The 25,550-nt window shown below is 57.0% G+C and carries 22 protein-coding genes, 4 tRNA genes and 2 rRNA genes (1 of these 28 only partly in view); all 28 read left to right on the top strand.

The window, feature by feature from the left end; translation table 11 throughout:
- A 23S ribosomal RNA gene (locus AB7M33_RS06630) occupies positions 1-1,778 on the top strand; it begins 1,115 nt to the left of the window's first position.
- 128 nt (positions 1,779-1,906) lie between these two features.
- Positions 1,907-2,022: ribosomal RNA gene (gene rrf, locus AB7M33_RS06625) — 5S ribosomal RNA — on the top strand.
- A 156-nt stretch (positions 2,023-2,178) separates the two neighbouring features.
- Positions 2,179-3,138 carry a bifunctional biotin--[acetyl-CoA-carboxylase] ligase/biotin operon repressor BirA gene (gene birA, locus AB7M33_RS06620; protein ID WP_454242602.1) on the top strand — a complete coding sequence of 320 codons (960 nt, stop codon included), beginning with the start codon at positions 2,179-2,181 and terminating at the stop codon, positions 3,136-3,138.
- A complete protein-coding gene (locus tag AB7M33_RS06615) occupies positions 3,128-3,877 on the top strand; it encodes a pantothenate kinase (RefSeq protein ID WP_027595483.1) in 750 nt (249 codons plus the stop codon). The genes birA and AB7M33_RS06615 overlap by 11 nt, the downstream gene beginning before the upstream one ends.
- A gap of 7 nt (positions 3,878-3,884) precedes the next feature.
- Positions 3,885-4,310 carry a hypothetical protein gene (locus AB7M33_RS06610; protein ID WP_027595484.1) on the top strand — a complete coding sequence of 142 codons (426 nt, stop codon included), beginning with the start codon at positions 3,885-3,887 and terminating at the stop codon, positions 4,308-4,310.
- A gap of 154 nt (positions 4,311-4,464) precedes the next feature.
- A tRNA-Tyr gene (locus tag AB7M33_RS06605) sits at positions 4,465-4,548 on the top strand.
- Positions 4,549-4,572: 24 nt separating this feature from the next.
- Positions 4,573-4,646: transfer RNA gene (locus tag AB7M33_RS06600), tRNA-Gly, on the top strand.
- Positions 4,647-4,675: 29 nt separating this feature from the next.
- A tRNA-Thr gene (locus tag AB7M33_RS06595) sits at positions 4,676-4,751 on the top strand.
- A gap of 87 nt (positions 4,752-4,838) precedes the next feature.
- The gene (tuf, locus tag AB7M33_RS06590) at positions 4,839-6,032 is read left to right on the top strand and encodes an elongation factor Tu (protein WP_016484647.1); all 1,194 of its coding nucleotides are present in this window, start codon (positions 4,839-4,841) and stop codon (positions 6,030-6,032) included.
- A 54-nt stretch (positions 6,033-6,086) separates the two neighbouring features.
- Positions 6,087-6,162 (top strand) — tRNA-Trp (locus AB7M33_RS06585).
- Between the two features lie 44 nt (positions 6,163-6,206).
- A complete protein-coding gene (secE, locus tag AB7M33_RS06580; protein ID WP_027595465.1) occupies positions 6,207-6,575 on the top strand; it encodes a preprotein translocase subunit SecE in 369 nt (122 codons plus the stop codon).
- Between the two features lie 9 nt (positions 6,576-6,584).
- Positions 6,585-7,118: a transcription termination/antitermination protein NusG gene (gene nusG / locus AB7M33_RS06575; RefSeq protein ID WP_003255501.1), complete on the top strand. Its 534-nt coding sequence runs from the start codon at positions 6,585-6,587 to the stop codon at positions 7,116-7,118.
- A gap of 119 nt (positions 7,119-7,237) precedes the next feature.
- Entirely contained in the window at positions 7,238-7,669 is a 432-nt protein-coding gene (gene rplK, locus AB7M33_RS06570; RefSeq protein ID WP_027595466.1) for a 50S ribosomal protein L11, read from the top strand.
- Positions 7,669-8,364: a 50S ribosomal protein L1 gene (rplA, locus tag AB7M33_RS06565; RefSeq protein ID WP_027595467.1), complete on the top strand. Its 696-nt coding sequence runs from the start codon at positions 7,669-7,671 to the stop codon at positions 8,362-8,364. The genes rplK and rplA overlap by 1 nt, the downstream gene beginning before the upstream one ends.
- Before the next feature lie 199 nt (positions 8,365-8,563).
- Positions 8,564-9,064, top strand: a complete 501-nt coding sequence (gene rplJ / locus AB7M33_RS06560; protein ID WP_027595468.1) for a 50S ribosomal protein L10 — start codon at positions 8,564-8,566, stop codon at positions 9,062-9,064.
- A 78-nt stretch (positions 9,065-9,142) separates the two neighbouring features.
- The gene (gene rplL / locus AB7M33_RS06555; protein WP_007957596.1) at positions 9,143-9,508 is read left to right on the top strand and encodes a 50S ribosomal protein L7/L12; all 366 of its coding nucleotides are present in this window, start codon (positions 9,143-9,145) and stop codon (positions 9,506-9,508) included.
- Positions 9,509-9,558: 50 nt separating this feature from the next.
- Positions 9,559-9,729 carry a hypothetical protein gene (locus tag AB7M33_RS06550; protein WP_155951450.1) on the top strand — a complete coding sequence of 57 codons (171 nt, stop codon included), beginning with the start codon at positions 9,559-9,561 and terminating at the stop codon, positions 9,727-9,729.
- A complete protein-coding gene (rpoB, locus tag AB7M33_RS06545; protein WP_027595469.1) occupies positions 9,729-13,802 on the top strand; it encodes a DNA-directed RNA polymerase subunit beta in 4,074 nt (1,357 codons plus the stop codon). Before AB7M33_RS06550 ends, rpoB begins: the two co-directional genes overlap by 1 nt.
- Positions 13,803-13,866: 64 nt before the next feature.
- Positions 13,867-18,066 carry a DNA-directed RNA polymerase subunit beta' gene (gene rpoC / locus AB7M33_RS06540; protein WP_027595470.1) on the top strand — a complete coding sequence of 1,400 codons (4,200 nt, stop codon included), beginning with the start codon at positions 13,867-13,869 and terminating at the stop codon, positions 18,064-18,066.
- Between the two features lie 211 nt (positions 18,067-18,277).
- The gene (gene rpsL / locus AB7M33_RS06535) at positions 18,278-18,649 is read left to right on the top strand and encodes a 30S ribosomal protein S12 (RefSeq protein WP_003255492.1); all 372 of its coding nucleotides are present in this window, start codon (positions 18,278-18,280) and stop codon (positions 18,647-18,649) included.
- A gap of 106 nt (positions 18,650-18,755) precedes the next feature.
- On the top strand, positions 18,756-19,226 hold the full coding sequence (gene rpsG, locus AB7M33_RS06530) for a 30S ribosomal protein S7 (protein ID WP_008089143.1): 471 nt from the start codon (positions 18,756-18,758) through the stop codon (positions 19,224-19,226).
- 30 nt (positions 19,227-19,256) lie between these two features.
- Positions 19,257-21,401, top strand: coding sequence for an elongation factor G (fusA, locus tag AB7M33_RS06525; protein WP_027595471.1), 2,145 nt, complete (start codon positions 19,257-19,259; stop codon positions 21,399-21,401).
- A gap of 27 nt (positions 21,402-21,428) precedes the next feature.
- Positions 21,429-22,622: an elongation factor Tu gene (gene tuf / locus AB7M33_RS06520; RefSeq protein ID WP_016484647.1), complete on the top strand. Its 1,194-nt coding sequence runs from the start codon at positions 21,429-21,431 to the stop codon at positions 22,620-22,622.
- Between the two features lie 141 nt (positions 22,623-22,763).
- Positions 22,764-23,075 (top strand): 30S ribosomal protein S10, encoded by a 312-nt coding sequence (gene rpsJ, locus AB7M33_RS06515; protein WP_003186070.1) that lies wholly within the window; start codon positions 22,764-22,766, stop codon positions 23,073-23,075.
- 80 nt (positions 23,076-23,155) lie between these two features.
- Entirely contained in the window at positions 23,156-23,791 is a 636-nt protein-coding gene (gene rplC / locus AB7M33_RS06510) for a 50S ribosomal protein L3 (RefSeq protein WP_027594871.1), read from the top strand.
- Positions 23,792-23,803: 12 nt separating this feature from the next.
- Positions 23,804-24,406, top strand: coding sequence for a 50S ribosomal protein L4 (rplD, locus tag AB7M33_RS06505; RefSeq protein ID WP_003255485.1), 603 nt, complete (start codon positions 23,804-23,806; stop codon positions 24,404-24,406).
- Positions 24,403-24,702: a 50S ribosomal protein L23 gene (gene rplW, locus AB7M33_RS06500; RefSeq protein ID WP_003255484.1), complete on the top strand. Its 300-nt coding sequence runs from the start codon at positions 24,403-24,405 to the stop codon at positions 24,700-24,702. Before rplD ends, rplW begins: the two co-directional genes overlap by 4 nt.
- Positions 24,703-24,716: 14 nt before the next feature.
- Positions 24,717-25,541, top strand: a complete 825-nt coding sequence (gene rplB / locus AB7M33_RS06495) for a 50S ribosomal protein L2 (protein WP_027594872.1) — start codon at positions 24,717-24,719, stop codon at positions 25,539-25,541.
- Positions 25,542-25,550: the final 9 nt, after the last annotated feature.

The raw sequence follows: 25,550 nt of genomic DNA, 5'->3' as shown, positions 1-25,550 counted from the left end.
GAAGATGTAACGGGGCTCAAACCATGCACCGAAGCTACGGGTATCACCTTATGGTGATGCGGTAGAGGAGCGTTCTGTAAGCCTGTGAAGGTGAGTTGAGAAGCTTGCTGGAGGTATCAGAAGTGCGAATGCTGACATGAGTAACGACAATGGGAGTGAAAAACTCCCACGCCGAAAGACCAAGGTTTCCTGCGCAACGTTAATCGACGCAGGGTTAGTCGGTCCCTAAGGCGAGGCTGAAAAGCGTAGTCGATGGAAAACAGGTTAATATTCCTGTACTTCCAGTTATTGCGATGGAGGGACGGAGAAGGCTAGGCCAGCTTGGCGTTGGTTGTCCAAGTTTAAGGTGGTAGGCTGAGATCTTAGGCAAATCCGGGATCTCAAGGCCGAGAGCTGATGACGAGTTGCCTTTAGGCGACGAAGTGGTTGATGCCATGCTTCCAAGAAAAGCTCCTAAGCTTCAGATAACTGGGAACCGTACCCCAAACCGACACAGGTGGTTAGGTAGAGAATACCAAGGCGCTTGAGAGAACTCGGGTGAAGGAACTAGGCAAAATGGCACCGTAACTTCGGGAGAAGGTGCGCCGGCGAGGGTTAAGGACTTGCTCCGTAAGCCCATGCCGGTCGAAGATACCAGGCCGCTGCGACTGTTTATTAAAAACACAGCACTCTGCAAACACGAAAGTGGACGTATAGGGTGTGACGCCTGCCCGGTGCCGGAAGGTTAATTGATGGGGTTAGCGCAAGCGAAGCTCTTGATCGAAGCCCCGGTAAACGGCGGCCGTAACTATAACGGTCCTAAGGTAGCGAAATTCCTTGTCGGGTAAGTTCCGACCTGCACGAATGGCGTAACGATGGCGGCGCTGTCTCCACCCGAGACTCAGTGAAATTGAAATCGCTGTGAAGATGCAGTGTATCCGCGGCTAGACGGAAAGACCCCGTGAACCTTTACTATAGCTTTGCACTGGACTTTGAATTTGCTTGTGTAGGATAGGTGGGAGGCTTTGAAGTGGGGACGCCAGTTCTCATGGAGCCATCCTTGAAATACCACCCTGGCAACTTTGAGGTTCTAACTCAGGTCCGTTATCCGGATCGAGGACAGTGTATGGTGGGTAGTTTGACTGGGGCGGTCTCCTCCCAAAGAGTAACGGAGGAGTACGAAGGTGCGCTCAGACCGGTCGGAAATCGGTCGTAGAGTATAAAGGCAAAAGCGCGCTTGACTGCGAGACAAACACGTCGAGCAGGTACGAAAGTAGGTCTTAGTGATCCGGTGGTTCTGTATGGAAGGGCCATCGCTCAACGGATAAAAGGTACTCCGGGGATAACAGGCTGATACCGCCCAAGAGTTCATATCGACGGCGGTGTTTGGCACCTCGATGTCGGCTCATCACATCCTGGGGCTGAAGCCGGTCCCAAGGGTATGGCTGTTCGCCATTTAAAGTGGTACGCGAGCTGGGTTTAGAACGTCGTGAGACAGTTCGGTCCCTATCTGCCGTGGACGTTTGAGATTTGAGAGGGGCTGCTCCTAGTACGAGAGGACCGGAGTGGACGAACCTCTGGTGTTCCGGTTGTCACGCCAGTGGCATTGCCGGGTAGCTATGTTCGGAAGAGATAACCGCTGAAAGCATCTAAGCGGGAAACTTGCCTCAAGATGAGATCTCACTGGGATCTTGAATCCCCTAAAGGGCCGTCGAAGACTACGACGTTGATAGGTTGGGTGTGTAAGCGCTGTGAGGCGTTGAGCTAACCAATACTAATTGCCCGTGAGGCTTGACCATATAACACCCAAGCAATTTGCTAACGCAGATTGCGGTGGTGAAGACGAAAGACCCGAAAGTTCGTAACCACAAAATCGCATATCCGAATTCGCTGGGCTGTCCATCTGGACATTCTGGCTACAGAATTTCTTGACGACCATAGAGCATTGGAACCACCTGATCCCATCCCGAACTCAGTAGTGAAACGATGCATCGCCGATGGTAGTGTGGGGTTTCCCCATGTGAGAGTAGGTCATCGTCAAGATTCATTTCGCAAAACCCCTATCTGCGCGAGCAGGTAGGGGTTTTGTCTTTTCTGGCCGAAAATAGTCCTTCCTGCGGTCTTTCCGGGCAGCCCTTTTCCTATGCAAGCCCACTACCCATAGCTATCATGCCAGCCTTATTCCAAGTCGAGACTGGCATGCTGAAGTTGTTGAATCTCCTCAAGGATGGCCGGTTCCATTCCGGAGAAGCCTTGGGGGCAGCCCTCGGGGTGAGTCGCAGCGCCGTTTGGAAGCAGCTGCAGCACCTGGAGAGTGAGCTGAACCTCACCATTCACAAGATTCGTGGGCGTGGCTACCAGTTGGCGGCACCTCTCGCCCTGCTCGAATCACAAGCGATCAATGAATTCGCCGAGGGTGAGCAGTGGCCTGTTTTCATCCACGAAACCATCGATTCAACCAATGCTGAAGGGCTTCGGCTTGCAAGCGAAGGGCAGCCGGCGCCATTCCTGGTGCTTGCCGAGCGCCAAAGCGCTGGGCGTGGCCGCCGCGGTCGCCAATGGGTCAGCCCTTTCGCAGAGAACCTCTATTACAGTCTGGTCCTGCGTGTCGAAGGTGGCATGCGTCAGCTCGAAGGGCTGAGCCTGGTGGTGGGGTTGGCAGTGATGCGGACCCTGCAGGGCTTTGGAGTAAAGGATGTGGGGCTGAAATGGCCCAATGATGTGCTTGTTCGTGGGCAGAAGATCACCGGTATCTTGCTTGAGTTAGTGGGTGATCCTGCAGACGTGTGTCACGTTGTGCTTGGAATAGGTATCAATGTGAACATGCAAGCCAACGACCAGGTCGACCAGGAGTGGACCTCAATGCGGCGAGAGGTTGGCACCGCTATTGATCGCAACCGCCTGGTGGCAAAGCTCAGTCAGCAGTTGCAGCATGAATTGGCGCGTCACCGCCGCTATGGGTTTGCTGCATTCCAGGAAGAATGGGAGCAGGCGCATCTATGGCAGGGGCGTAACGTATCGCTTGTTGCTGGCAGTACCCGCATTGATGGGGTGGTGCTGGGGGTGGACGGGCAGGGCGGTTTGCGCCTTGAAGTCGAAGGTGTAGAAAAGAGCTTCAGTGGTGGTGAGCTCAGTTTGAGGTTGCGTGATGATTCTTGAGCTCGATTGCGGTAACAGCTTCATTAAATGGCGAGTCATTCACGCCGCCGACGCTACGATCGTGGGCGGCGGTATTGTCGATTCCGACCAGGCATTGGTGGCCGAGGTCAGTGCGTTGGCGTCGTTGCGTTTGTCTGGCTGCCGTATCGTCAGCGTGCGCAGCGAAGAAGAAACCGCGGCGCTCTGCGCGCTGATCCGCCAGGCGTTCTCGGTGGTGGCGCGCGTTGCCGAACCTGCTCAGCAAATGGCAGGGGTGCGCAATGGTTATGAAGACTACCAGCGCCTGGGCATGGATCGTTGGCTTGCAGCATTGGGTGCATTCCACCTGGCCAAGGGAGCTTGTCTGGTGATTGATCTTGGCACCGCCGCCAAATCCGATTTCATTGCCGCCGATGGCGAGCACCTGGGCGGTTACATCTGCCCGGGCATGCCGCTGATGCGCAGCCAGCTGCGTACGCACACACGGCGTATCCGCTATGACGATGCTTCGGCAGTACGCGCACTGACAAGCCTTGCCCCTGGCCGCTCGACGGTCGAGGCTGTGGAGCGTGGCTGTGTGTTGATGTTGCAGGGCTTTGCCCATACTCAGCTTGAGCAGGCGCGGGCGCTCTGGGGGGAGAATTTTACGGTGTTCCTTACCGGTGGGGATGCGCCGTTGGTGCGTGAAGCAGCACCGACGGCGCGCGTAGTCCCTGACCTGGTATTCGTTGGCCTGGCAATGGCCTGCCCACTGGACTGAGGTGCTTATGCGTTGGTTGTTTCTGCTGTTGCTGGTGCTCAACGTCTTCTATTACGTCTGGCACCAACAGGAAGCCCCGCTCAAGGCCAAGGATGTCGCCCCGCTGTCGTTGTACAAAGGTAGTCAGCAAGAAATTCGCCTGTTGCGTGAAACCGGTGTGTCCGCGCCGGCCCGTCGTCGTGATGAATGCCTGGTAGTAGGTGGCCTGGCGGCAAAAGAGCAGCTCGATGCACTGCGCCAGCGGCTGTTGAGCCTGGATATCAATGCGTTGCCGGTGTCGGGGCAGTTACCGGGCGCTGATGGTCTCTGGCTCAAGATTTCCCCAGAAAGCGAGCGTTTGCTGGACCAAACAGTCCTCGTCGCTCTTTCTAACGATTTCAAAGACTTAAAACATAAAATTATTTTCTGCCAGGGTATTGCAACTGGCGAATAGCTTGATAGAATGGCGCCCGCTTCACAGGGAACACCACTGAGGTGGTAGAGCTGGAAGCGGTGTCAAAGCAGCTAAGTTTCAGATTTGATTGAAAAAATTTGAAAAAAAACGCTTGACACCAGGACGGCAGACAAATAGAATGCCGGCCACATCTGGAGGGATTCCCGAGCGGTCAAAGGGGACGGACTGTAAATCCGTTGCGAGAGCTTCGAAGGTTCGAATCCTTCTCCCTCCACCAGTTTTAGCGAGAGCCGCAAGCTCCGCGGGTATAGTTTAGTGGTAGAACCTCAGCCTTCCAAGCTGATGATGCGGGTTCGATTCCCGCTACCCGCTCCAAGTTTGCTGGATTTTGCGCAAAGTGTTTCGCTCTTGTAGCTCAGTTGGTAGAGCACACCCTTGGTAAGGGTGAGGTCAGCGGTTCAAGTCCGCTCAAGAGCTCCATATAAACAAGGCAGATATGAAAATATCTGCCTTTGTTTTATCAGCTTTATCAGCGTAAGACTATTTCTTCTGCGGAGGATTGTATCGATGGCTAAGGAAAAGTTTGATCGTTCCCTACCACACGTAAACGTTGGCACTATCGGCCACGTTGACCATGGTAAAACCACTCTGACCGCAGCTCTGACTCGCGTCTGCTCCGAAGTTTTCGGTTCGGCAGTCGTTGAGTTCGACAAGATCGACTCGGCTCCGGAAGAAAAAGCGCGCGGTATCACCATCAACACCGCTCACGTCGAGTACAACTCGAACATTCGTCACTACGCTCACGTCGACTGCCCAGGTCACGCTGACTACGTGAAGAACATGATCACCGGTGCTGCCCAGATGGACGGCGCGATCCTGGTTTGCTCGGCCGCCGATGGTCCGATGCCGCAAACCCGTGAGCACATCCTGCTGTCCCGTCAGGTTGGCGTTCCGTACATCGTGGTCTTCCTGAACAAGGCTGACCTGGTAGACGACGCTGAGCTGCTGGAACTGGTCGAGATGGAAGTTCGCGACCTGCTGTCCACCTACGACTTCCCAGGCGACGACACCCCGATCATCATCGGTTCGGCTCGTATGGCGCTGGAAGGCAAAGACGACAACGAAATGGGCACCAGCGCTGTCAAGAAGCTGGTTGAAACTCTGGACAGCTACATCCCAGAGCCAGAGCGTGCTATCGACAAGCCGTTCCTGATGCCAATCGAAGACGTATTCTCGATCTCGGGTCGTGGTACCGTTGTTACCGGTCGTATCGAGCGTGGTATCGTCCGCGTTCAAGATCCGCTGGAAATCGTTGGTCTGCGTGACACCACCACCACCACCTGCACCGGTGTTGAGATGTTCCGCAAGCTGCTGGACGAAGGTCGTGCTGGCGAGAACTGCGGCGTTCTGCTGCGTGGTACCAAGCGTGACGACGTTGAGCGTGGCCAGGTTCTGGTCAAGCCAGGTTCGGTCAAGCCGCACACCAAGTTCACCGCAGAAGTCTACGTCCTGTCGAAGGAAGAAGGCGGCCGTCACACTCCGTTCTTCAAAGGCTACCGTCCTCAGTTCTACTTCCGTACCACTGACGTGACCGGTAACTGCGAACTGCCGGAAGGCGTTGAAATGGTAATGCCAGGTGACAACATTCAGATGACTGTCACTCTGATCAAGACCATCGCAATGGAAGACGGTCTGCGCTTCGCTATCCGTGAAGGCGGTCGTACCGTCGGCGCCGGCGTCGTAGCAAAAATTATTGAATAAGTAGTTGATTTACTTGATCAGGCCGGTATAATGGCCGGCCTGATACAGCGTTACAGGTCAGTAGCTCAATTGGCAGAGCGACGGTCTCCAAAACCGTAGGTTGGGGGTTCGATTCCCTCCTGACCTGCCATTCACCTCGGTGTGATTGGCTTTCTTCTCACAGGATCCTCCCCGATGACTCCCAAAACTGAAGCCCAAGAATCGCGTTTTGATCTGTTCAAGTGGCTGGCTGTAGTTGCTTTGGTGGTTGTTGGCGTCGTGGGTAATCAGTATTACTCCGCCTCCCCAATCCTGTATCGCGTACTCGCACTGCTCGCCCTGGCTGCGGCTGCTGGCTTTGTTGCCTTGCAGACTGCGAAGGGTAAGTCGTTCTTTGCGCTGGCGAAGGAAGCTCGTACCGAGATCCGTAAAGTCGTGTGGCCGACCCGCCAAGAAACCACTCAGACCACGCTGATTGTCGTGGCTGTAGTTCTGGTTATGGCGCTGCTGTTGTGGGGTCTTGATTCCCTGCTCGGCTGGGCGGTCTCCTTGATTGTTGGCTAAGGGTGTCCCGTGGCTAAGCGTTGGTACGTAGTGCATGCTTACTCGGGTTACGAGAAGCATGTGATGCGCTCGCTGATCGAGCGCGTCAAGCTGGCTGGCATGGAAGACGGTTTCGGCGAAATTCTGGTTCCGACCGAAGAAGTCGTTGAAATGCGTAACGGCCAAAAGCGCAAAAGTGAGCGCAAATTCTTCCCTGGCTATGTTCTGGTCCAGATGGAGATGAACGAAGGGACTTGGCACTTGGTCAAGGATACCCCTCGTGTGATGGGCTTTATTGGTGGTACCGCAGACAAGCCTGCGCCAATCACTGATAAAGAAGCTGAAGCTATCCTGCGTCGCGTTGCCGACGGCAGCGACAAGCCGAAGCCGAAGACGCTGTTCGAACCAGGTGAAGTGGTTCGTGTCATTGACGGTCCGTTTGCTGACTTCAATGGCAGTGTCGAAGAGGTTAACTACGAAAAGAGTCGCCTCCAGGTGGCGGTGCTCATTTTCGGTCGCTCTACTCCGGTGGAGCTCGAGTTCAGCCAGGTCGAGAAGGTCTAGGCGAACGAAGCATCCCATACCCCGCAGCCCTGTGTGCTGCGGGGTTTTGTCGTCACTGGGATAAAACGCAAGTCATCCGGGGAGCCATCTGGCGTTTGTACCCGATTTTGGAGTAGCTCATGGCTAAGAAGATTCAGGCTTACATCAAGCTGCAAGTTAAGGCCGGCCAGGCCAACCCAAGCCCACCCGTTGGTCCAGCACTGGGCCAACACGGTGTGAACATCATGGAATTCTGCAAGGCCTTCAACGCCCGTACTCAGGGTCAAGAAGCCGGCCTGCCGACTCCTGTGATCATCACTGTTTACAGCGACCGTAGCTTCACCTTCGAGACCAAGAGCACCCCTGCCTCGGTTCTGCTGAAGAAAGCTGCTGGCCTGACCAGTGGTTCGGCTCGTCCGAACACCGTTAAAGTCGGTACCGTGACCCGTGCTCAGCTCGAAGAGATCGCCAAGACTAAACAGGCTGATCTGACCGCTGCTGACCTGGACGCTGCTGTACGCACCATCGCTGGCTCTGCCCGCAGCATGGGCCTGAACGTGGAGGGTGTGTAATGGCTAAGCTGACCAAGCGCCAAAAGGCCATTGCTTCGAAAATCGAAGCTGGCAAAGTTTACAACTTCGAAGAAGCAGCAGTGCTGCTGGCCGAACTGTCCACCGTGAAGTTCAGCGAATCCTTCGACGTTGCCGTCAACCTCGGCGTTGACCCGCGTAAATCCGACCAGGTCGTTCGTAGCGCTACTGTGCTGCCACACGGCACTGGCAAGACCGTACGCGTTGCCGTCTTCACCCAGGGTCCAGCTGCTGAGGCCGCTCTGGCTGCCGGCGCTGACCGTGTAGGTATGGACGATCTGGCTGCAGAAATGAAAGCCGGCGACCTGAACTATGACGTCGTCATCGCATCGCCTGATGCCATGCGCGTTGTTGGTCAGCTGGGTCAGGTTCTGGGTCCTCGCGGCCTGATGCCTAACCCGAAAGTGGGTACTGTGACTCCAGACGTAGCCGGCGCTGTCAAAAACGCCAAGGCTGGTCAGGTTCGCTACCGTACCGACAAGAACGGTATCATTCACACCTCCGTTGGCAAAGTCGGCTTCGAAGCTGGCAAGCTGAAGGAAAACGTTGAAGCCCTGATCGCTGATCTGAAGCGTATCAAGCCAGCTTCTTCGAAAGGTATCTACGTCAAGCGCGTTACCCTGAGCACCACTATGGGCCCAGGCCTGGTCATCGACCAGGGTTCGCTGAACGCGTAAGGCCATGGCGGTGCGACGTGTCGCGCCGCCAGCAAAAAAATTGGGGTCCCTGCCTGGCGGGGGCTATCCAAGACCGTAGGCGGCGCAAGCCTTAAACCACAAGCCTACGCAGATGGTGCTCCCGATTCGTTATCGAATCAGACACCAAAACGACATCCGGCTTCGGCCAGATGAAACGGTAGAAACCAGGAGTAAACCCGTGGCAATTAAACTCGAAGACAAGAAGGCCATCGTCGCTGAAGTCAACGAGGCTGCCAAAGTCGCTCTGTCCGCTGTCGTGGCTGATGCCCGTGGTGTGACTGTAGGCGCAATGACCGGACTCCGTAAAGAGGCTCGTGAAGCTGGCGTTTACGTACGTGTCGTACGTAACACCCTGCTCAAGCGCGCTGTTGCTGATACTGAATTCAGTGTCCTCAACGACGCCTTCACTGGCCCGACCCTGATCGCTTTCTCCAACGAACACCCGGGCGCTGCTGCTCGTCTGTTCAAAGAGTTCGCCAAGGGTCAGGACAAGTTCGAGATCAAGGCAGCTGCGTTTGACGGCAAATTCATTGCCGCCAACCAGATCGATGTACTGGCTACCTTGCCGACCCGTGACGAAGCTATCGCACGTCTGATGAGCGTGATTCAAGGCGCCACCAGCAAGCTGGCTCGTACTCTGGCGGCCGTTCGCGACCAGAAAGAAGCTGCTGCTGCCTAAGGCGGCGTAACCTCTTTCAAAATCATTTGTTTAATTTGATGGCTGCGAAGGCTGTCACCCCAATACAGGATTTAAGTCATGTCCCTGACTAACGAGCAAATCATCGAAGCAATCGGCCAGAAAACCGTTCTGGAAGTTGTTGAGCTGATCAAAGCTATGGAAGAAACCTTCGGCGTTACCGCTGCTGTTGCCGCTGCTGGCCCAGCTGCTGCTGCTGCCGTTGTTGAAGAGCAAACCGAGTTCAACGTTGTTCTGGTTGAAGCCGGCGAGAAGAAAGTAAACGTGATCAAGGCCGTTCGTGAACTGACCGGTCTGGGCCTGAAAGAAGCCAAAGAGAAAGTCGACGGCGCTCCTCAGGTCGTAGCTGAAGGCGTTTCGAAAGAAGCCGCTGAAGACGCTAAGAAGAAGCTGGAAGAAGCAGGCGCTAAAGTCGAGCTGAAGTAATTTCGACTTTGCGATGCCAGCCTGAGCGTTGAGCACAAGGCTGATGGCTGGTGGCTTATGCCACCGGCCTTTTTCCGTTATTGGTGGCCGATCAGATCGGCCCCGATAACGAGCTGCAAGACACCCATGTGGGTGGCGCAAACCAAGGGGTTTGCACGATTTTCTGGCTGCTCCCGCCGGGAGAAGCCAAACAAGCAGGTGACCAAGCTGGGGAACGCTGATGGCTTACTCATACACTGAGAAAAAACGTATCCGCAAGGACTTTAGCAAGTTGCCGGACGTCATGGATGTGCCTTACCTCCTGGCCATCCAGCTGGATTCGTATCGCGAATTCCTGCAAGCGGGAGCATCCAAGGATCAGTTCCGCGACGTCGGCCTGCACGCGGCCTTCAAATCGGTATTCCCGATCATCAGCTACTCCGGCAATGCTGCCCTGGAGTACGTAGGCTATCGCCTGGGCGAACCCGCCTTCGATGTGAAGGAATGTGTCCTGCGTGGCGTGACCTTCGCGGTCCCACTGCGGGTCAAGGTGCGCCTGATCATCTTCGACAAGGAATCGTCGAACAAAGCGATCAAGGACATCAAAGAGCAAGAAGTCTACATGGGTGAAATCCCCCTGATGACTGAGAACGGTACCTTCGTAATCAACGGTACCGAGCGTGTGATCGTTTCCCAGCTGCACCGTTCGCCTGGTGTGTTCTTCGACCACGACCGTGGCAAGACGCACAGCTCCGGCAAGCTGCTGTACTCCGCTCGCATCATCCCTTACCGCGGCTCCTGGCTGGACTTCGAGTTCGACCCGAAGGACTGCGTGTTCGTGCGTATCGACCGTCGCCGCAAACTGCCGGCCTCGGTACTGCTGCGCGCACTGGGTTACAGCACCGAAGAGGTTCTGAACACCTTCTACACCACCAACGTGTTCCACGTTTCCGGCGAAAAACTCAGCCTGGAACTGGTACCTCAGCGTCTGCGTGGTGAAGTTGCGGTCATGGACATCCATGACGAAACCGGCAAGGTCATTGTCGAGCAGGGTCGCCGCATCACTGCGCGCCACATCAACCAGCTCGAGAAAGCCGGCGTCAAGCAGCTCGACGTTCCTATGGAATACGTCCTGGGCCGCACCACCGCCAAGGCTATCGTGCATCCGGCTACCGGCGAGATCCTGGCCGAGTGCAACACCGAGCTGACCACCGAGCTGCTGATCAAGGTCGCCAAGGCACAGGTCGTCCGTATCGAGACCCTGTACACCAACGATATCGATTGCGGTCCGTTCATCTCGGACACCCTGAAGATCGACACCACCAGCAACCAGCTGGAAGCCCTGGTCGAAATCTATCGCATGATGCGTCCAGGCGAGCCGCCAACCAAGGATGCTGCCGAGACCCTGTTCAACAACCTGTTCTTCAGCGCCGAGCGTTACGACCTGTCCGCCGTAGGCCGCATGAAGTTCAACCGTCGTATCGGTCGTACCGAGATCGAAGGTTCGGGCGTGCTGAGCAAGGAAGACATCGTCGAGGTCCTCAAGACCCTGGTCGACATCCGTAACGGCAAAGGCATCGTCGACGACATCGACCACCTGGGTAACCGTCGCGTACGTTGCGTCGGCGAGATGGCCGAGAACCAGTTCCGTGTTGGCCTGGTGCGCGTTGAGCGTGCGGTCAAGGAACGTCTGTCGATGGCCGAAAGCGAAGGCCTGATGCCGCAAGACCTGATCAACGCCAAGCCGGTAGCGGCGGCGGTGAAAGAGTTCTTCGGTTCCAGCCAGCTGTCGCAGTTCATGGACCAGAACAACCCGCTCTCCGAGATCACCCACAAGCGCCGCGTTTCTGCACTCGGCCCTGGCGGTCTGACCCGTGAGCGTGCTGGCTTCGAAGTCCGTGACGTACACCCGACCCACTACGGCCGTGTGTGCCCGATCGAGACCCCTGAAGGTCCGAACATCGGTCTGATCAACTCCCTGGCAGCCTATGCCCGCACCAACCAGTACGGCTTCCTCGAAAGCCCGTATCGCGTGGTGAAGGAAGGCGTGGTCAGCGACGACATCGTGTTCCTGTCGGCCATTGAAGAAGCGGATCACGTTATCGCCCAGGCTTCGGCCGCGATGAACGAGAAGAAGCAGCTGATCGATGAGCTGGTAGCAGTTCGTCACCTGAACGAATTCACCGTCAAGGCGCCAGAAGACGTCACCTTGATGGACGTTTCGCCGAAGCAGGTTGTTTCGGTCGCAGCGTCGCTGATTCCGTTCCTCGAGCACGACGACGCCAACCGTGCACTCATGGGTTCGAACATGCAGCGTCAGGCTGTACCGACCCTGCGCGCTGACAAGCCGCTGGTAGGTACCGGCATGGAGCGCAACGTTGCCCGTGACTCCGGCGTCTGCGTCGTGGCCCGTCGTGGCGGCGTGATCGACTCGGTCGATGCCAGCCGTATCGTCGTGCGTGTTGCCGATGACGAAGTCGAAACCGGTGAAGCAGGTGTAGATATCTACAACCTGACCAAATACACCCGTTCGAACCAGAACACTTGCATCAACCAGCGTCCGCTGGTCAGCAAGGGTGATGTGGTCAAGCGTCACGACATCATGGCCGACGGCCCGTCCACCGACATGGGTGAACTGGCACTGGGTCAGAACATGCGCATCGCGTTCATGGCGTGGAACGGCTTCAACTTCGAAGACTCCATCTGCCTGTCCGAGCGTGTGGTTCAGGAAGATCGCTTCACCACGATCCACATTCAGGAACTGACCTGTGTGGCGCGTGACACCAAGCTTGGCCCAGAGGAAATCACCGCAGACATCCCGAACGTGGGTGAAGCTGCGCTGAACAAGCTGGACGAAGCCGGTATCGTTTACGTAGGTGCCGAAGTCGGCGCTGGCGACATTCTGGTTGGTAAGGTCACTCCGAAAGGCGAGACCCAGCTGACGCCGGAAGAGAAGCTGCTGCGTGCCATCTTCGGTGAGAAGGCAAGCGACGTTAAAGACACCTCCCTGCGTGTGCCAACCGGCACCAAGGGTACTGTCATCGACGTCCAGGTCTTCACCCGTGACGGCGTTGAGCGCGACAGCCGCGCCCTGGCCATCGAGAAGATGCAGCTGGACGAGATCCGCAAGGACCTCAACGAAGAGTTCCGCATCGTCGAAGGTGCAACCTTCGAGCGTCTGCGTTCCGCCCTGAACGGCCAAGTGGTCGACGGTGGTGCGGGCCTGAAGAAAGGCACCGTGATCACTGACGAAGTACTGGACGGTCTGGAGCACGGCCAGTGGTTCAAACTGCGCATGGCCGAAGACGCGCTGAACGAACAGCTGGAAAAGGCTCAGGCTTACATCGTCGATCGCCGTCGTCTGCTGGACGACAAGTTCGAAGACAAGAAGCGCAAGCTGCAGCAAGGCGACGACCTGGCACCGGGCGTACTGAAGATCGTCAAGGTCTACCTGGCTATCCGCCGCCGCATCCAGCCGGGCGACAAGATGGCAGGCCGTCACGGTAACAAAGGTGTGGTCTCGGTGATCATGCCGGTCGAAGACATGCCGCACGACGCCAACGGTACTCCGGTCGACGTCGTACTGAACCCACTGGGCGTACCTTCGCGTATGAACGTTGGTCAGATCCTTGAAACCCACCTGGGCCTCGCGGCCAAAGGCCTGGGCGAGAAGATCGACCGGATGCTCGAAGAGCAGCGCAAAGCCGCTGAGCTGCGCGTGTTCCTGACCGAGATCTACAACGAGATCGGTGGTCGTCAGGAAAGCCTGGAAGAGTTCACCGACGCAGAGATCCTTGCCCTGGCGAACAACCTGAAGAAGGGCGTGCCTATGGCTACCCCAGTCTTCGACGGTGCCAAGGAAAGCGAGATCAAGGCCATGCTGAAACTGGCAGACATGCCAGAAAGCGGCCAGATGGTGCTGTTCGATGGCCGTACCGGCAACAAGTTCGAGCGTCCTGTGACCGTTGGTTACATGTACATGCTCAAGCTGAACCACTTGGTGGACGACAAGATGCACGCGCGTTCCACTGGTTCCTATAGCCTGGTTACCCAGCAGCCGCTGGGTGGTAAGGCGCAGTTCGGTGGTCAGCGTTTCGGGGAGATGGAAGTGTGGGCGCTGGAAGCATACGGCGCGGCATACACCCTGCAAGAAATGCTCACAGTGAAGTCGGACGACGTGAACGGCCGTACCAAGATGTACAAGAACATCGTGGATGGCGATCACCGTATGGAGCCGGGCATGCCCGAGTCCTTCAACGTGTTGATCAAAGAGATCCGTTCGCTCGGTATCGATATCGATCTGGAAACCGAATAACACGTGACGCGAAGGGGAGCGGGGCAGGTAATGCCCGCTTCCTGCTCCGCCAGGAGGAAAGGCCTTGAAAGACCTACTGAATTTGCTGAAAAACCAGGGTCAAGTCGAAGAGTTCGACGCCATCCGCATCGGTCTGGCGTCGCCTGAAATGATCCGTTCGTGGTCGTTCGGTGAAGTTAAGAAGCCGGAAACCATCAACTACCGTACGTTCAAACCTGAGCGTGACGGCCTGTTCTGCGCCAAGATCTTTGGCCCAGTCAAGGACTACGAGTGCCTGTGCGGCAAGTACAAGCGCCTCAAGCACCGCGGTGTGATCTGCGAGAAGTGCGGCGTTGAAGTTGCCCTGGCCAAGGTTCGTCGTGAGCGCATGGCGCACATCGAACTGGCCTCGCCGGTTGCCCACATCTGGTTCCTGAAGTCGCTGCCGTCCCGTATCGGCCTGCTGATGGACATGACCCTGCGTGATATCGAGCGCGTTCTCTACTTCGAGAGCTACGTCGTTATCGACCCAGGCATGACCACCCTTGAAAAAGGCCAGCTGCTGAACGACGAGCAGTACTTCGAAGCGCTGGAAGAGTTCGGTGACGACTTCGACGCCCGCATGGGTGCCGAGGCTGTCCGCGAGCTGCTGCACGCTATCGACCTGGAGCACGAGATCGGTCGCCTGCGTGAAGAGATTCCGCAGACCAACTCGGAAACCAAGATCAAGAAGCTGTCCAAGCGCCTGAAGCTGATGGAAGCTTTCCAGGGCTCGGGCAACCTGCCTGAGTGGATGGTCCTGACCGTCCTGCCAGTACTGCCGCCGGACCTGCGTCCGCTGGTACCGCTGGATGGCGGCCGCTTCGCGACCTCCGACCTGAACGACCTGTATCGTCGGGTGATCAACCGTAACAACCGTCTGAAGCGCCTGCTCGATCTGTCGGCGCCGGACATCATCGTGCGCAACGAAAAGCGCATGCTGCAGGAAGCGGTCGACGCCCTGCTGGACAACGGCCGTCGCGGTCGCGCCATCACTGGCTCGAACAAGCGTCCGCTGAAGTCCCTGGCTGACATGATCAAAGGTAAGCAAGGTCGTTTCCGTCAGAACTTGCTCGGTAAGCGCGTGGACTACTCCGGCCGTTCGGTAATTACCGTAGGCCCGACCCTGCGTCTGCACCAGTGCGGTCTGCCGAAGAAAATGGCCCTCGAGCTGTTCAAGCCGTTCATTTTCGGCAAGCTGGAAATGCGTGGTCTGGCGACCACCATCAAGGCTGCCAAGAAGATGGTCGAGCGCGAGCTGCCAGAGGTGTGGGACGTTCTCGCCGAGGTCATCCGCGAACACCCCGTACTGCTTAACCGTGCACCGACCCTTCACCGTCTGGGTATCCAGGCGTTCGAGCCTGTGCTCATCGAAGGTAAGGCGATCCAGCTGCACCCGTTGGTCTGTGCGGCGTACAACGCCGACTTCGACGGTGACCAGATGGCCGTTCACGTGCCGCTGACGCTGGAAGCCCAGCTCGAAGCGCGCGCGCTGATGATGTCGACCAACAACATTCTGTCGCCAGCCAACGGTGAGCCAATCATCGTTCCGTCGCAGGACGTTGTACTGGGTCTGTACTACATGACCCGTGAAGCCATCAACGCCAAGGGCGAAGGTCGCGTATTCGCAGACCTGCAAGAAGTCGACCGCGTATTCCGCGCCGGCGAAGCTGCCCTGCACGCGAAAATCAAGGTCCGTATCAACGAGACCGTGAATGACCGTGATGGCTCCGTCACCAAGAACACCCGCATCGTCGACACCACCGTCGGCCGTGCGCTGTTGTTCCAGGTTGTACCGGCAGGTCTGCCGTACGACGTGGTCAACCAGCCGATGAAGAAGAAAGCGATCTCCAAGCTGATCAACCAGTGCTACCGCGTGGTTGGTCTGAAAGAGACCGTCATCTTCGCTGACCAGCTGATGTACACCGGTTTTGCCTACTCGACCATTTCCGGCGTTTCGATCGGTGTTAACGACTTCGTTATCCCGGACGAAAAAGCCCGCATCATCGGTACTGCTACCGACGAAGTGAAGGAAATCGAGAGCCAGTACGCCTCCGGCCTGGTAACCCAGGGCGAGAAGTACAACAAGGTCATCGACTTGTGGTCGAAGGCGAACGACGAAGTGTCCAAGGCGATGATGGCCAACCTCTCGAAAGAGAAGGTCATCGACCGCGAGGGCAAGGAAGTCGAGCAAGAGTCCTTCAACTCGATGTATATGATGGCTGACTCGGGTGCGCGGGGTTCCGCAGCACAGATCCGTCAGCTGGCCGGTATGCGTGGTCTGATGGCCAAGCCGGACGGCTCGATCATCGAGACGCCGATCACCGCGAACTTCCGTGAAGGTCTGAGCGTACTCCAGTACTTCATCTCGACTCACGGTGCTCGTAAGGGTCTGGCGGATACCGCACTGAAAACTGCGAACTCCGGTTACCTGACGCGTCGTCTGGTAGACGTAGCGCAAGATCTGGTCGTGACCGAGATCGACTGTGGCACCGACCACGGCCTGCTGATGACTCCGCACATCGAAGGCGGTGACGTTGTCGAGCCGCTGGGTGAGCGCGTACTGGGCCGTGTCATTGCCCGTGACGTGTTCAAGCCAGGCACCGAGGACGTCATCGTCCCAGCCGGTACCCTGGTTGACGAGCAGTGGGTCGAGTTCATCGAGCTGAACAGCATCGACGAAGTTATCGTGCGTTCGCCGATCAACTGCGAAACCCGCTACGGTATCTGCGCCAAGTGCTACGGTCGTGACCTGGCTCGTGGTCACCAGGTGAACATCGGTGAAGCTGTCGGCGTTATCGCTGCACAGTCGATCGGTGAGCCGGGTACCCAGCTGACCATGCGTACGTTCCACATCGGTGGTGCTGCAAGCCGGACCTCGGCTGCCGACAGCGTCCAGGTGAAGAACGGCGGTATGGTTCGTCTGCACAACCTGAAGCAGGTCGTGCGCGCCGATGGCAACCTGGTTGCCGTATCGCGTTCCGGCGAGCTGGCCATTGCCGATGAATTCGGTCGTGAGCGTGAGCGTTACAAGCTGCCTTACGGTGCGGTCATTTCGGTCAAGGAAGGTGACAAGGTCGAAGCTGGCGCCATCGTCGCCAAGTGGGACCCGCACACCCACCCGATCGTTACCGAGCTGAAAGGTACCGTGACCTTCGTGGGCATGGAAGAAAACATCACCATCAAGCGTCAGACCGACGAACTGACTGGTTTGACCAACATCGAAGTTCTGGACGTCAAGGATCGCCCTGCCGCAGGCAAGGAAATCCGTCCGGCAATCAAGATGGTCGATGCCAACGGCAAGGACCTGTACCTGCCAGGTACCGACGTACCGGCTCAGTACTTCCTGCCGGCCAACGCCCTTGTCGGTGTGGCTGACGGTGCACAGATTGGTGTTGGTGACGTTATCGCGCGTATCCCGCAAGAAACGTCGAAGACCCGTGACATCACCGGTGGTCTGCCGCGCGTTGCCGACTTGTTCGAAGCGCGTCGTCCGAAAGAAGCCTCGATTCTGGCTGAAGTCAGCGGCACCATCGCGTTCGGTAAAGAGACCAAAGGCAAGCGCCGTCTGGTCATTACGCCGACCGACGGTAGCGATCCGTACGAAGAGCTGATTCCGAAGTGGCGCCACCTGAACGTCTTCGAAGGCGAACAGGTAAACCGCGGCGAAGTTATCTCCGACGGCCCGAGCGATCCGCACGACATCCTGCGTCTGCTGGGTGTGAGCGCGCTGGCCAAGTACATCGTCAACGAGATCCAGGACGTTTACCGCCTGCAAGGCGTTAAGATCAACGACAAGCACATCGAGACCATCCTGCGTCAGATGCTGCGTAAGGTCGAGATCGCCGAGTCGGGTGATTCCAGCTTCATCAAGGGCGACCAGATGGAACTGACTCACGTACTGGTCGAGAACGAGCGTCTCGCTAGCGAAGACAAGTTCATCTCGAAGTTCTCGCGTGTGCTGCTGGGTATCACTAAGGCGTCGCTGTCGACCGAATCGTTCATCTCCGCGGCTTCCTTCCAGGAAACCACCCGCGTACTGACCGAAGCGGCCGTCACCGGCAAGCGCGATTACCTGCGCGGCCTGAAAGAGAACGTGGTCGTGGGTCGTCTGATCCCGGCCGGTACTGGTCTGGCTTACCACAGCGAGCGCAAGCGCCGCCGTGATGCCGACAAACCGCTGCGTGTGAGCGCCAGTGAGGTGGAAGCCGCACTGACCGAAGCGCTGAATTCCAGCGGTAACTAAGTACAGGGCAGGGCCCCGGCAAGCCCCGAACGGCCATCGTCGACATGAATTGTTGCCGATGACCGGGCGGGGAGGGCCGGGGCCTCGTCTTGACTGGGTGCAAGATCCTCCGTAGACTTTTGTACCCTTAAATTTGGTGAGGCTCCGTCTCGCCAATTTTTGGCTTTCTTGCAAGACAATAGAGTCGCAAGACAATCAGTGGAGCTAGTAGATGGCAACTATCAACCAGCTGGTACGTCAGCCGCGTAAGCGTTCGGTCGAGAAGTCCGACGTTCCTGCGCTGCAGAACTGCCCGCAACGTCGTGGCGTGTGCACCCGCGTGTACACCACCACGCCGAAAAAACCTAACTCGGCACTGCGTAAAGTTTGCCGTGTGCGTCTGACCAACGGTTTCGAGGTTTCCTCGTACATCGGCGGTGAAGGCCACAACCTGCAAGAGCACAGCGTCGTCCTGATCCGTGGCGGCCGTGTAAAAGACTTGCCAGGTGTTCGTTACCACACCGTTCGCGGCTCTCTGGATACTTCGGGCGTTAAAGGCCGTAACCAGGGTCGTTCGAAGTACGGTACCAAGCGTCCGAAGTAATCGGTCGTTTGCACCCATCCATTTTTTTGAGTCGATAAGAGTAAGGTCGGGCAGGGGTCGAAGACCCACGTCCCGGGCTAACCTGAAGACCGTTTGAGGGCTTATCATGCCAAGACGTCGTGTAGCAGCAAAACGTGAGATTCTGGACGATCCTAAATACGGATCCCAAATCCTCGCCAAGTTCATGAACCACGTGATGGAAAGCGGCAAGAAGGCCGTGGCCGAGCGCATCGTTTACGGTGCACTGGACAAGGTCAAAGAGCGCAAGAACAGCGACCCCCTGGAAATCTTCGAGAAAGCTCTCGACGCCATCGCTCCGCTGGTCGAAGTAAAGTCCCGTCGTGTCGGCGGTGCCACTTACCAGGTTCCGGTTGAAGTTCGTCCATCCCGTCGTAATGCTCTGGCAATGCGCTGGCTCGTAGACTACGCCCGCAAGCGCGGCGAGAAGTCGATGGCTCTGCGCCTGGCTGGCGAGCTGCTGGATGCTGCTGAAGGCAAGGGTGCTGCAGTCAAGAAGCGTGAAGACGTTCACCGTATGGCTGAAGCCAACAAAGCGTTCTCGCACTACCGCTTCTAATTCAAGCATCAATCATTTTGCGAGGGCTTTATGGCTCGTACTACAGCAATTAACCGCTACCGTAACATTGGTATCTGTGCCCACGTTGACGCGGGCAAGACCACCACTACCGAGCGGATCCTGTTCTACACAGGCCTGAGCCACAAGATGGGCGAGGTGCACGACGGCGCCGCGACCACCGACTGGATGGTTCAGGAGCAGGAGCGGGGTATTACCATTACCTCCGCTGCCGTAACTACCTTCTGGAAGGGCTCTGTTGGTCAGTACGACAACTACCGCGTAAACGTCATCGATACCCCCGGCCACGTTGACTTCACCATTGAAGTAGAGCGTTCGCTGCGCGTACTCGACGGCGCGGTCGTTGTGTTCTGCGGTACCTCCGGCGTTGAGCCTCAGTCCGAAACCGTATGGCGTCAGGCCAACAAATACGGCGTTCCACGTGTTGTTTACGTGAACAAGATGGACCGTGCCGGTGCAAACTTCCTGCGCGTCGTAGGTCAGATCAAGAACCGTCTGGGTCACACCCCGGTTCCTGTTCAGCTGGCCATCGGTTCGGAAGATAACTTCCAGGGTCAGGTCGACCTGATCAAGATGAAGGCTATCTACTGGAACGACGACGACAAAGGCACCACCTATCGCGAGGAAGAAATTCCTGCCGATATGCTGGAGCTGGCTGAAGAGTGGCGCTCCAACATGGTTGAGGCGGCTGCCGAGGCCAGTGAAGAGCTGATGAACAAGTACCTGGAAGGCGAAGAGCTGACCGTCGAAGAGATCAAAGCCGGTCTGCGCGCGCGCACCCTGGCCAGCGAAATCGTACCGGCCGTCTGCGGTTCGTCGTTCAAGAACAAGGGCGTTCCCCTGGTTCTCGACGCCGTCATCGACTACCTGCCTGCTCCGACCGAGATTCCTGCAATCCAGGGTATCAACCCGGATGACAAGGATCTGGACAAAGACGATCCGGCTGTTCGTAAAGACGAGCGTCACGCTGACGACGACGAGCCGTTCTCGGCTCTGGCGTTCAAGATCGCGACTGACCCGTTCGTGGGTACTCTGACCTTCGTTCGCGTCTACTCGGGTGTTCTGACCTCCGGTGACTCCGTCATCAACTCGGTCAAGGGCAAGAAAGAGCGCGTTGGTCGTATGGTGCAGATGCACGCCAACCAGCGTGAAGAGATCAAGGAAGTGCGCGCTGGCGACATCGCGGCCCTGATCGGCATGAAGGACGTGACCACAGGCGAAACCCTGTGCAACGCCGACAAGCCAATCATCCTTGAGCGTATGGACTTCCCTGAGCCGGTTATTTCGCTCTCCGTAGAGCCGAAAACCAAGGCTGACCAGGAGAAGATGGGTATCGCTCTGGGCAAACTGGCCCAGGAAGACCCGTCGTTCCGCGTCAAGACCGACGAAGAGACTGGTCAGACCATCATCTCGGGCATGGGTGAGCTGCACCTGGACATCCTCGTTGACCGCATGAAGCGCGAGTTCAACGTCGAAGCCAACATCGGTAAGCCTCAGGTTTCGTACCGCGAGAAGATCACCAAGTCCAACGTCGAGATCGAAGGCAAGTTCGTTCGTCAGTCGGGCGGTCGTGGTCAGTTCGGTCACTGCTGGATCCGTTTCTCGGAGCCGGACGTCGACGAGAAGGGCAACATCACCGAAGGTCTGGTCTTCACCAACGAAGTCGTTGGTGGTGTGATTCCTAAGGAATTCATCGCCCCGATCCAGAAGGGTATCGAAGAGCAGATGAAAAACGGCGTTGTTGCCGGCTATCCGCTGCTCGGCCTGAAGGCCACGGTATTCGACGGTTCGTACCACGACGTCGACTCCAACGAAATGGCGTTCAAAATCGCTGCTTCGATGGCGACCAAGCAACTGGCCCAGAAGGGCGGTGGCGTGGTGCTTGAGCCGATCATGAAGGTCGAAGTTGTAACCCCGGAAGACTACCTGGGTGACGTGATGGGTGACCTGAGCCGTCGTCGCGGGATGATCCAGGGTAATGAAGACTCGGTGTCCGGCAAGGTAATCACTGCTGAGGTACCGCTCGGAGAAATGTTCGGTTATGCGACCGACGTTCGTTCCATGTCTCAGGGTCGCGCAAGCTACTCCATGGAATTCTCCAAATACGCCGAAGCTCCGTCGAACATCGTCGAAGCACTCGTTAAAAAACAAGGCTAATCCCCTTTAGGCAAGAGGTTCACTGTCGTGGCTAAAGAAAAATTTGATCGTTCCCTTCCCCACGTTAACGTCGGCACCATCGGCCACGTTGACCACGGTAAGACCACTCTGACCGCAGCTCTGACTCGCGTCTGCTCCGAAGTTTTCGGTTCGGCAGTCGTTGAGTTCGACAAGATCGACTCGGCTCCGGAAGAAAAAGCGCGCGGTATCACCATCAACACCGCTCACGTCGAGTACAACTCGAACATTCGTCACTACGCTCACGTCGACTGCCCAGGTCACGCTGACTACGTGAAGAACATGATCACCGGTGCTGCCCAGATGGACGGCGCGATCCTGGTTTGCTCGGCCGCCGATGGTCCGATGCCACAAACCCGTGAGCACATCCTGCTGTCCCGTCAGGTTGGCGTTCCGTACATCGTGGTCTTCCTGAACAAGGCTGACCTGGTAGACGACGCTGAGCTGCTGGAACTGGTCGAGATGGAAGTTCGCGACCTGCTGTCCACCTACGACTTCCCAGGCGACGACACCCCGATCATCATCGGTTCGGCTCGTATGGCGCTGGAAGGCAAAGACGACAACGAAATGGGCACCAGCGCTGTCAAGAAGCTGGTTGAAACTCTGGACAGCTACATCCCAGAGCCAGAGCGTGCTATCGACAAGCCGTTCCTGATGCCAATCGAAGACGTATTCTCGATCTCGGGTCGTGGTACCGTTGTTACCGGTCGTATCGAGCGTGGTATCGTCCGCGTTCAAGATCCGCTGGAAATCGTTGGTCTGCGTGACACCACCACCACCACCTGCACCGGTGTTGAGATGTTCCGCAAGCTGCTGGACGAAGGTCGTGCTGGCGAGAACTGCGGCGTTCTGCTGCGTGGTACCAAGCGTGACGACGTTGAGCGTGGCCAGGTTCTGGTCAAGCCAGGTTCGGTCAAGCCGCACACCAAGTTCACCGCAGAAGTCTACGTCCTGTCGAAGGAAGAAGGCGGCCGTCACACTCCGTTCTTCAAAGGCTACCGTCCTCAGTTCTACTTCCGTACCACTGACGTGACCGGTAACTGCGAACTGCCGGAAGGCGTTGAAATGGTAATGCCAGGTGACAACATTCAGATGACTGTCACTCTGATCAAGACCATCGCAATGGAAGACGGTCTGCGCTTCGCTATCCGTGAAGGCGGTCGTACCGTCGGCGCCGGCGTCGTAGCCAAAATCATCGAGTAATCACTCGACCGATTGAAAAAACCCCCGCTCAGCGGGGGTTTTTTTTATTGGGTTGACACTAAATTGGGGCGTCTATAGAATCACGCCTCCTTTTAGCGGGCGTAGTGCGTCCGTTGGGAACAGCCTGGAGTCTGAAATCCAATGCAAAATCAGCAAATCCGTATCAGGTTGAAGGCTTTCGACCATCGCCTGATCGACCAATCCACCCAGGAAATCGTGGAAACCGCGAAACGTACTGGTGCACAAGTGCGTGGTCCAATTCCACTGCCTACCCGCAAAGAGCGTTTCACCGTTCTGGTCTCCCCGCACGTCAACAAAGACGCGCGTGACCAGTACGAGATTCGCACTCATAAGCGTGTTCTGGACATCGTCCAGCCAACGGATAAAACCGTTGACGCGCTGATGAAGCTTGATCTCGCGGCAGGTGTGGAAGTGCAGATCAGCCTCGGCTAAGACTTCGGTCTTGTCCGTGTAACGCTCTGAAATGGGCGGCCATAGCGGGTGAAAGCCCCGTACACTCATGAGGTTACAACATGACTATTGGTGTAGTCGGTCGTAAATGCGGTATGACCCGCGTTTTCACCGAAGAAGGTGTCTCCATTCCGGTCACGGTCATTGAGATCGAGCCGAATCGCGTCACCCAGTTCAAGACTGAAGAAACCGATGGCTACCGTGCAGTGCAAGTCACTGTCGGCGAGCGTCGTGCTTCGCGTGTGACTGCTGCTCAAGCAGGTCACTTCGCTAAAGCGAACGTTGCCGCTGGTCGCGGTGTCTGGGAGTTCCGCCTTGAAGAAGGCGAGTTCCAGGCTGGCGACTCGATCAAAGCTGAACTCTTCACTGCAGGCCAGCTGGTAGACGTTACTGGTCAGTCCAAAGGTAAAGGCTTCGCCGGTACCATCAAGCGCTGGAACTTCCGTGGTCAGGACAACACCCACGGTAACTCCGTGTCGCACCGCGTCCCAGGCTCCATCGGCCAGTGCCAGACTCCTGGTCGTGTGTTCAAGGGCAAAAAAATGTCCGGTCACATGGGCGCCGAGCGCGTGACTGTTCAGTCCCTGGAAGTAGTACGCGTAGACGCTGAACGCAACCTGCTGCTGATCAAGGGTGCCGTACCTGGCGCTACTGGCGGCGACGTGGTTGTACGTCCGGCTGTCAAGGCTCGCGGTTAAGGGGAAACTGACATGCAACTTAATGTAAATGACGCTCAGGCGATCGAAGTTTCCGAACTGACTTTCGGTGGCGAATTCAACGAGACGCTGGTTCACCAAGCAGTCGTGGCCTACATGGCCGGCGGCCGTCAGGGCACCAAGCAGCAAAAGACCCGTTCCGACGTGGCTGGTGGCGGTAAGCGCCCATGGCGTCAGAAGGGTACTGGCCGTGCTCGTGCTGGTACCACTCGTGGTCCGATCTGGCGTGGCGGTGGTGTTACCTTCGCAGCTCGCCCTCAAGATCACTCGCAAAAGCTCAACAAGAAGATGTACCGCGCAGCTCTGCGCTCCATCCTCGCTGAGCTGGTGCGTAGCGACCGTCTGGTCGTGGTTCAGGACTTCGCTGTTGAAGCACCGAAAACCAAAGATCTGCTGAACAAGCTGAACGGCATGGGTCTGAGCGACGTTCTGATCGTTTCGGACGCTGTTGATCAGAACCTGTACCTGGCTGCTCGCAACCTGCCACACGTCGATGTACGTGACGTGCAAGGTTCCGACCCGGTCAGTCTGATCGCATACGAGAAAGTGTTGATCACTGTCTCGGCCGTGAAGAAATTCGAGGAGCTGCTGGGATGAACCAGGAACGCGTATTCAAAGTCCTCCTTGGCCCGCACGTTTCCGAGAAGGCTACCGTTCTGGCTGAGAAAAAAGGCCAGTTCGTATTCAAGGTTGCTACTGACGCAACCAAGCTGGAAATCAAGAAAGCTGTCGAAGGCCTGTTCAACGTAAAAGTTGAAAACGTGTCGACCGTTAACGTTCTGGGTAAAACCAAGCGTACCGCACGTGGTCTGGGCAAGCGTAATGACTGGAAGAAGGCAATTGTCTCCCTTCAGCCAGGCCAAGATCTCGATTTCAGCAGCAGTGCTGAGTAAGGAAGGGGTGCATCATGGCAATCGTTAAATGCAAACCGACTTCCCCTGGCCGCCGTTTCGTGGTCAAGGTGGTCAACAAGGAGCTCCACAAGGGCGCTCCTCACGCACCGCTGCTCGAGAAGAAATCGAAGTCTGGTGGTCGTAACAACAATGGCCGCATTACCACTCGTCACGTTGGTGGTGGTCATAAGCAGCATTACCGTCTGGTCGACTTCCGTCGCAACGACAAAGATGGCATCCCAGCCACTGTCGAGCGTATCGAATACGATCCAAACCGTACTGCTCACATCGCCCTGCTGTGCTATGCAGACGGTGAGCGTCGCTACATCATCGCCCCTAAAGGCGTGAGCGCTGGCGACCAGCTGATCGCAGGTTCCCTGGCCCCAATCAAGGCCGGTAACTCCCTGCAGCTGCGTAACATCCCAGTAGGTAGCACTATTCACGGCATCGAACTGAAGCCGGGTAAAGGTGCACAGATCGCTCGTTCCGCTGGTGCTTCGGCTCAGCTGATCGCTCGCGAAGGTGTCTACGTGACCCTGCGTCTGCGCTCTGGTGAAATGCGTAAAGTACTGGCTGAGTGCCGTGCGACCCTGGGCGAAGTCTCGAACTCCGAGCACAGCCTGCGTTCGCTGGGTAAAGCAGGTGCCAAACGCTGGCGCGGCGTTCGCCCAACCGTTCGTGGCGTTGCCATGAACCCGGTTGACCACCCGCATGGTGGTGGTGAAGGTCGTACCTCCGGTGGTCGTCATCCGGTATCGCCATGGGGCTTCCCAACCAAGGGTGCTAAAACCCGTGGTAATAAGCGTACCGACAACATGATCGTCCGTCGTCGCAAGTAACTAGAGGGA

The organism is Pseudomonas sp. Y3 TE3536 (assembly GCF_053629175.1).
The sequence above is the reverse complement of the archived record's forward strand: the minus strand, read 5'-3'. Positions and strand labels throughout refer to the sequence as shown.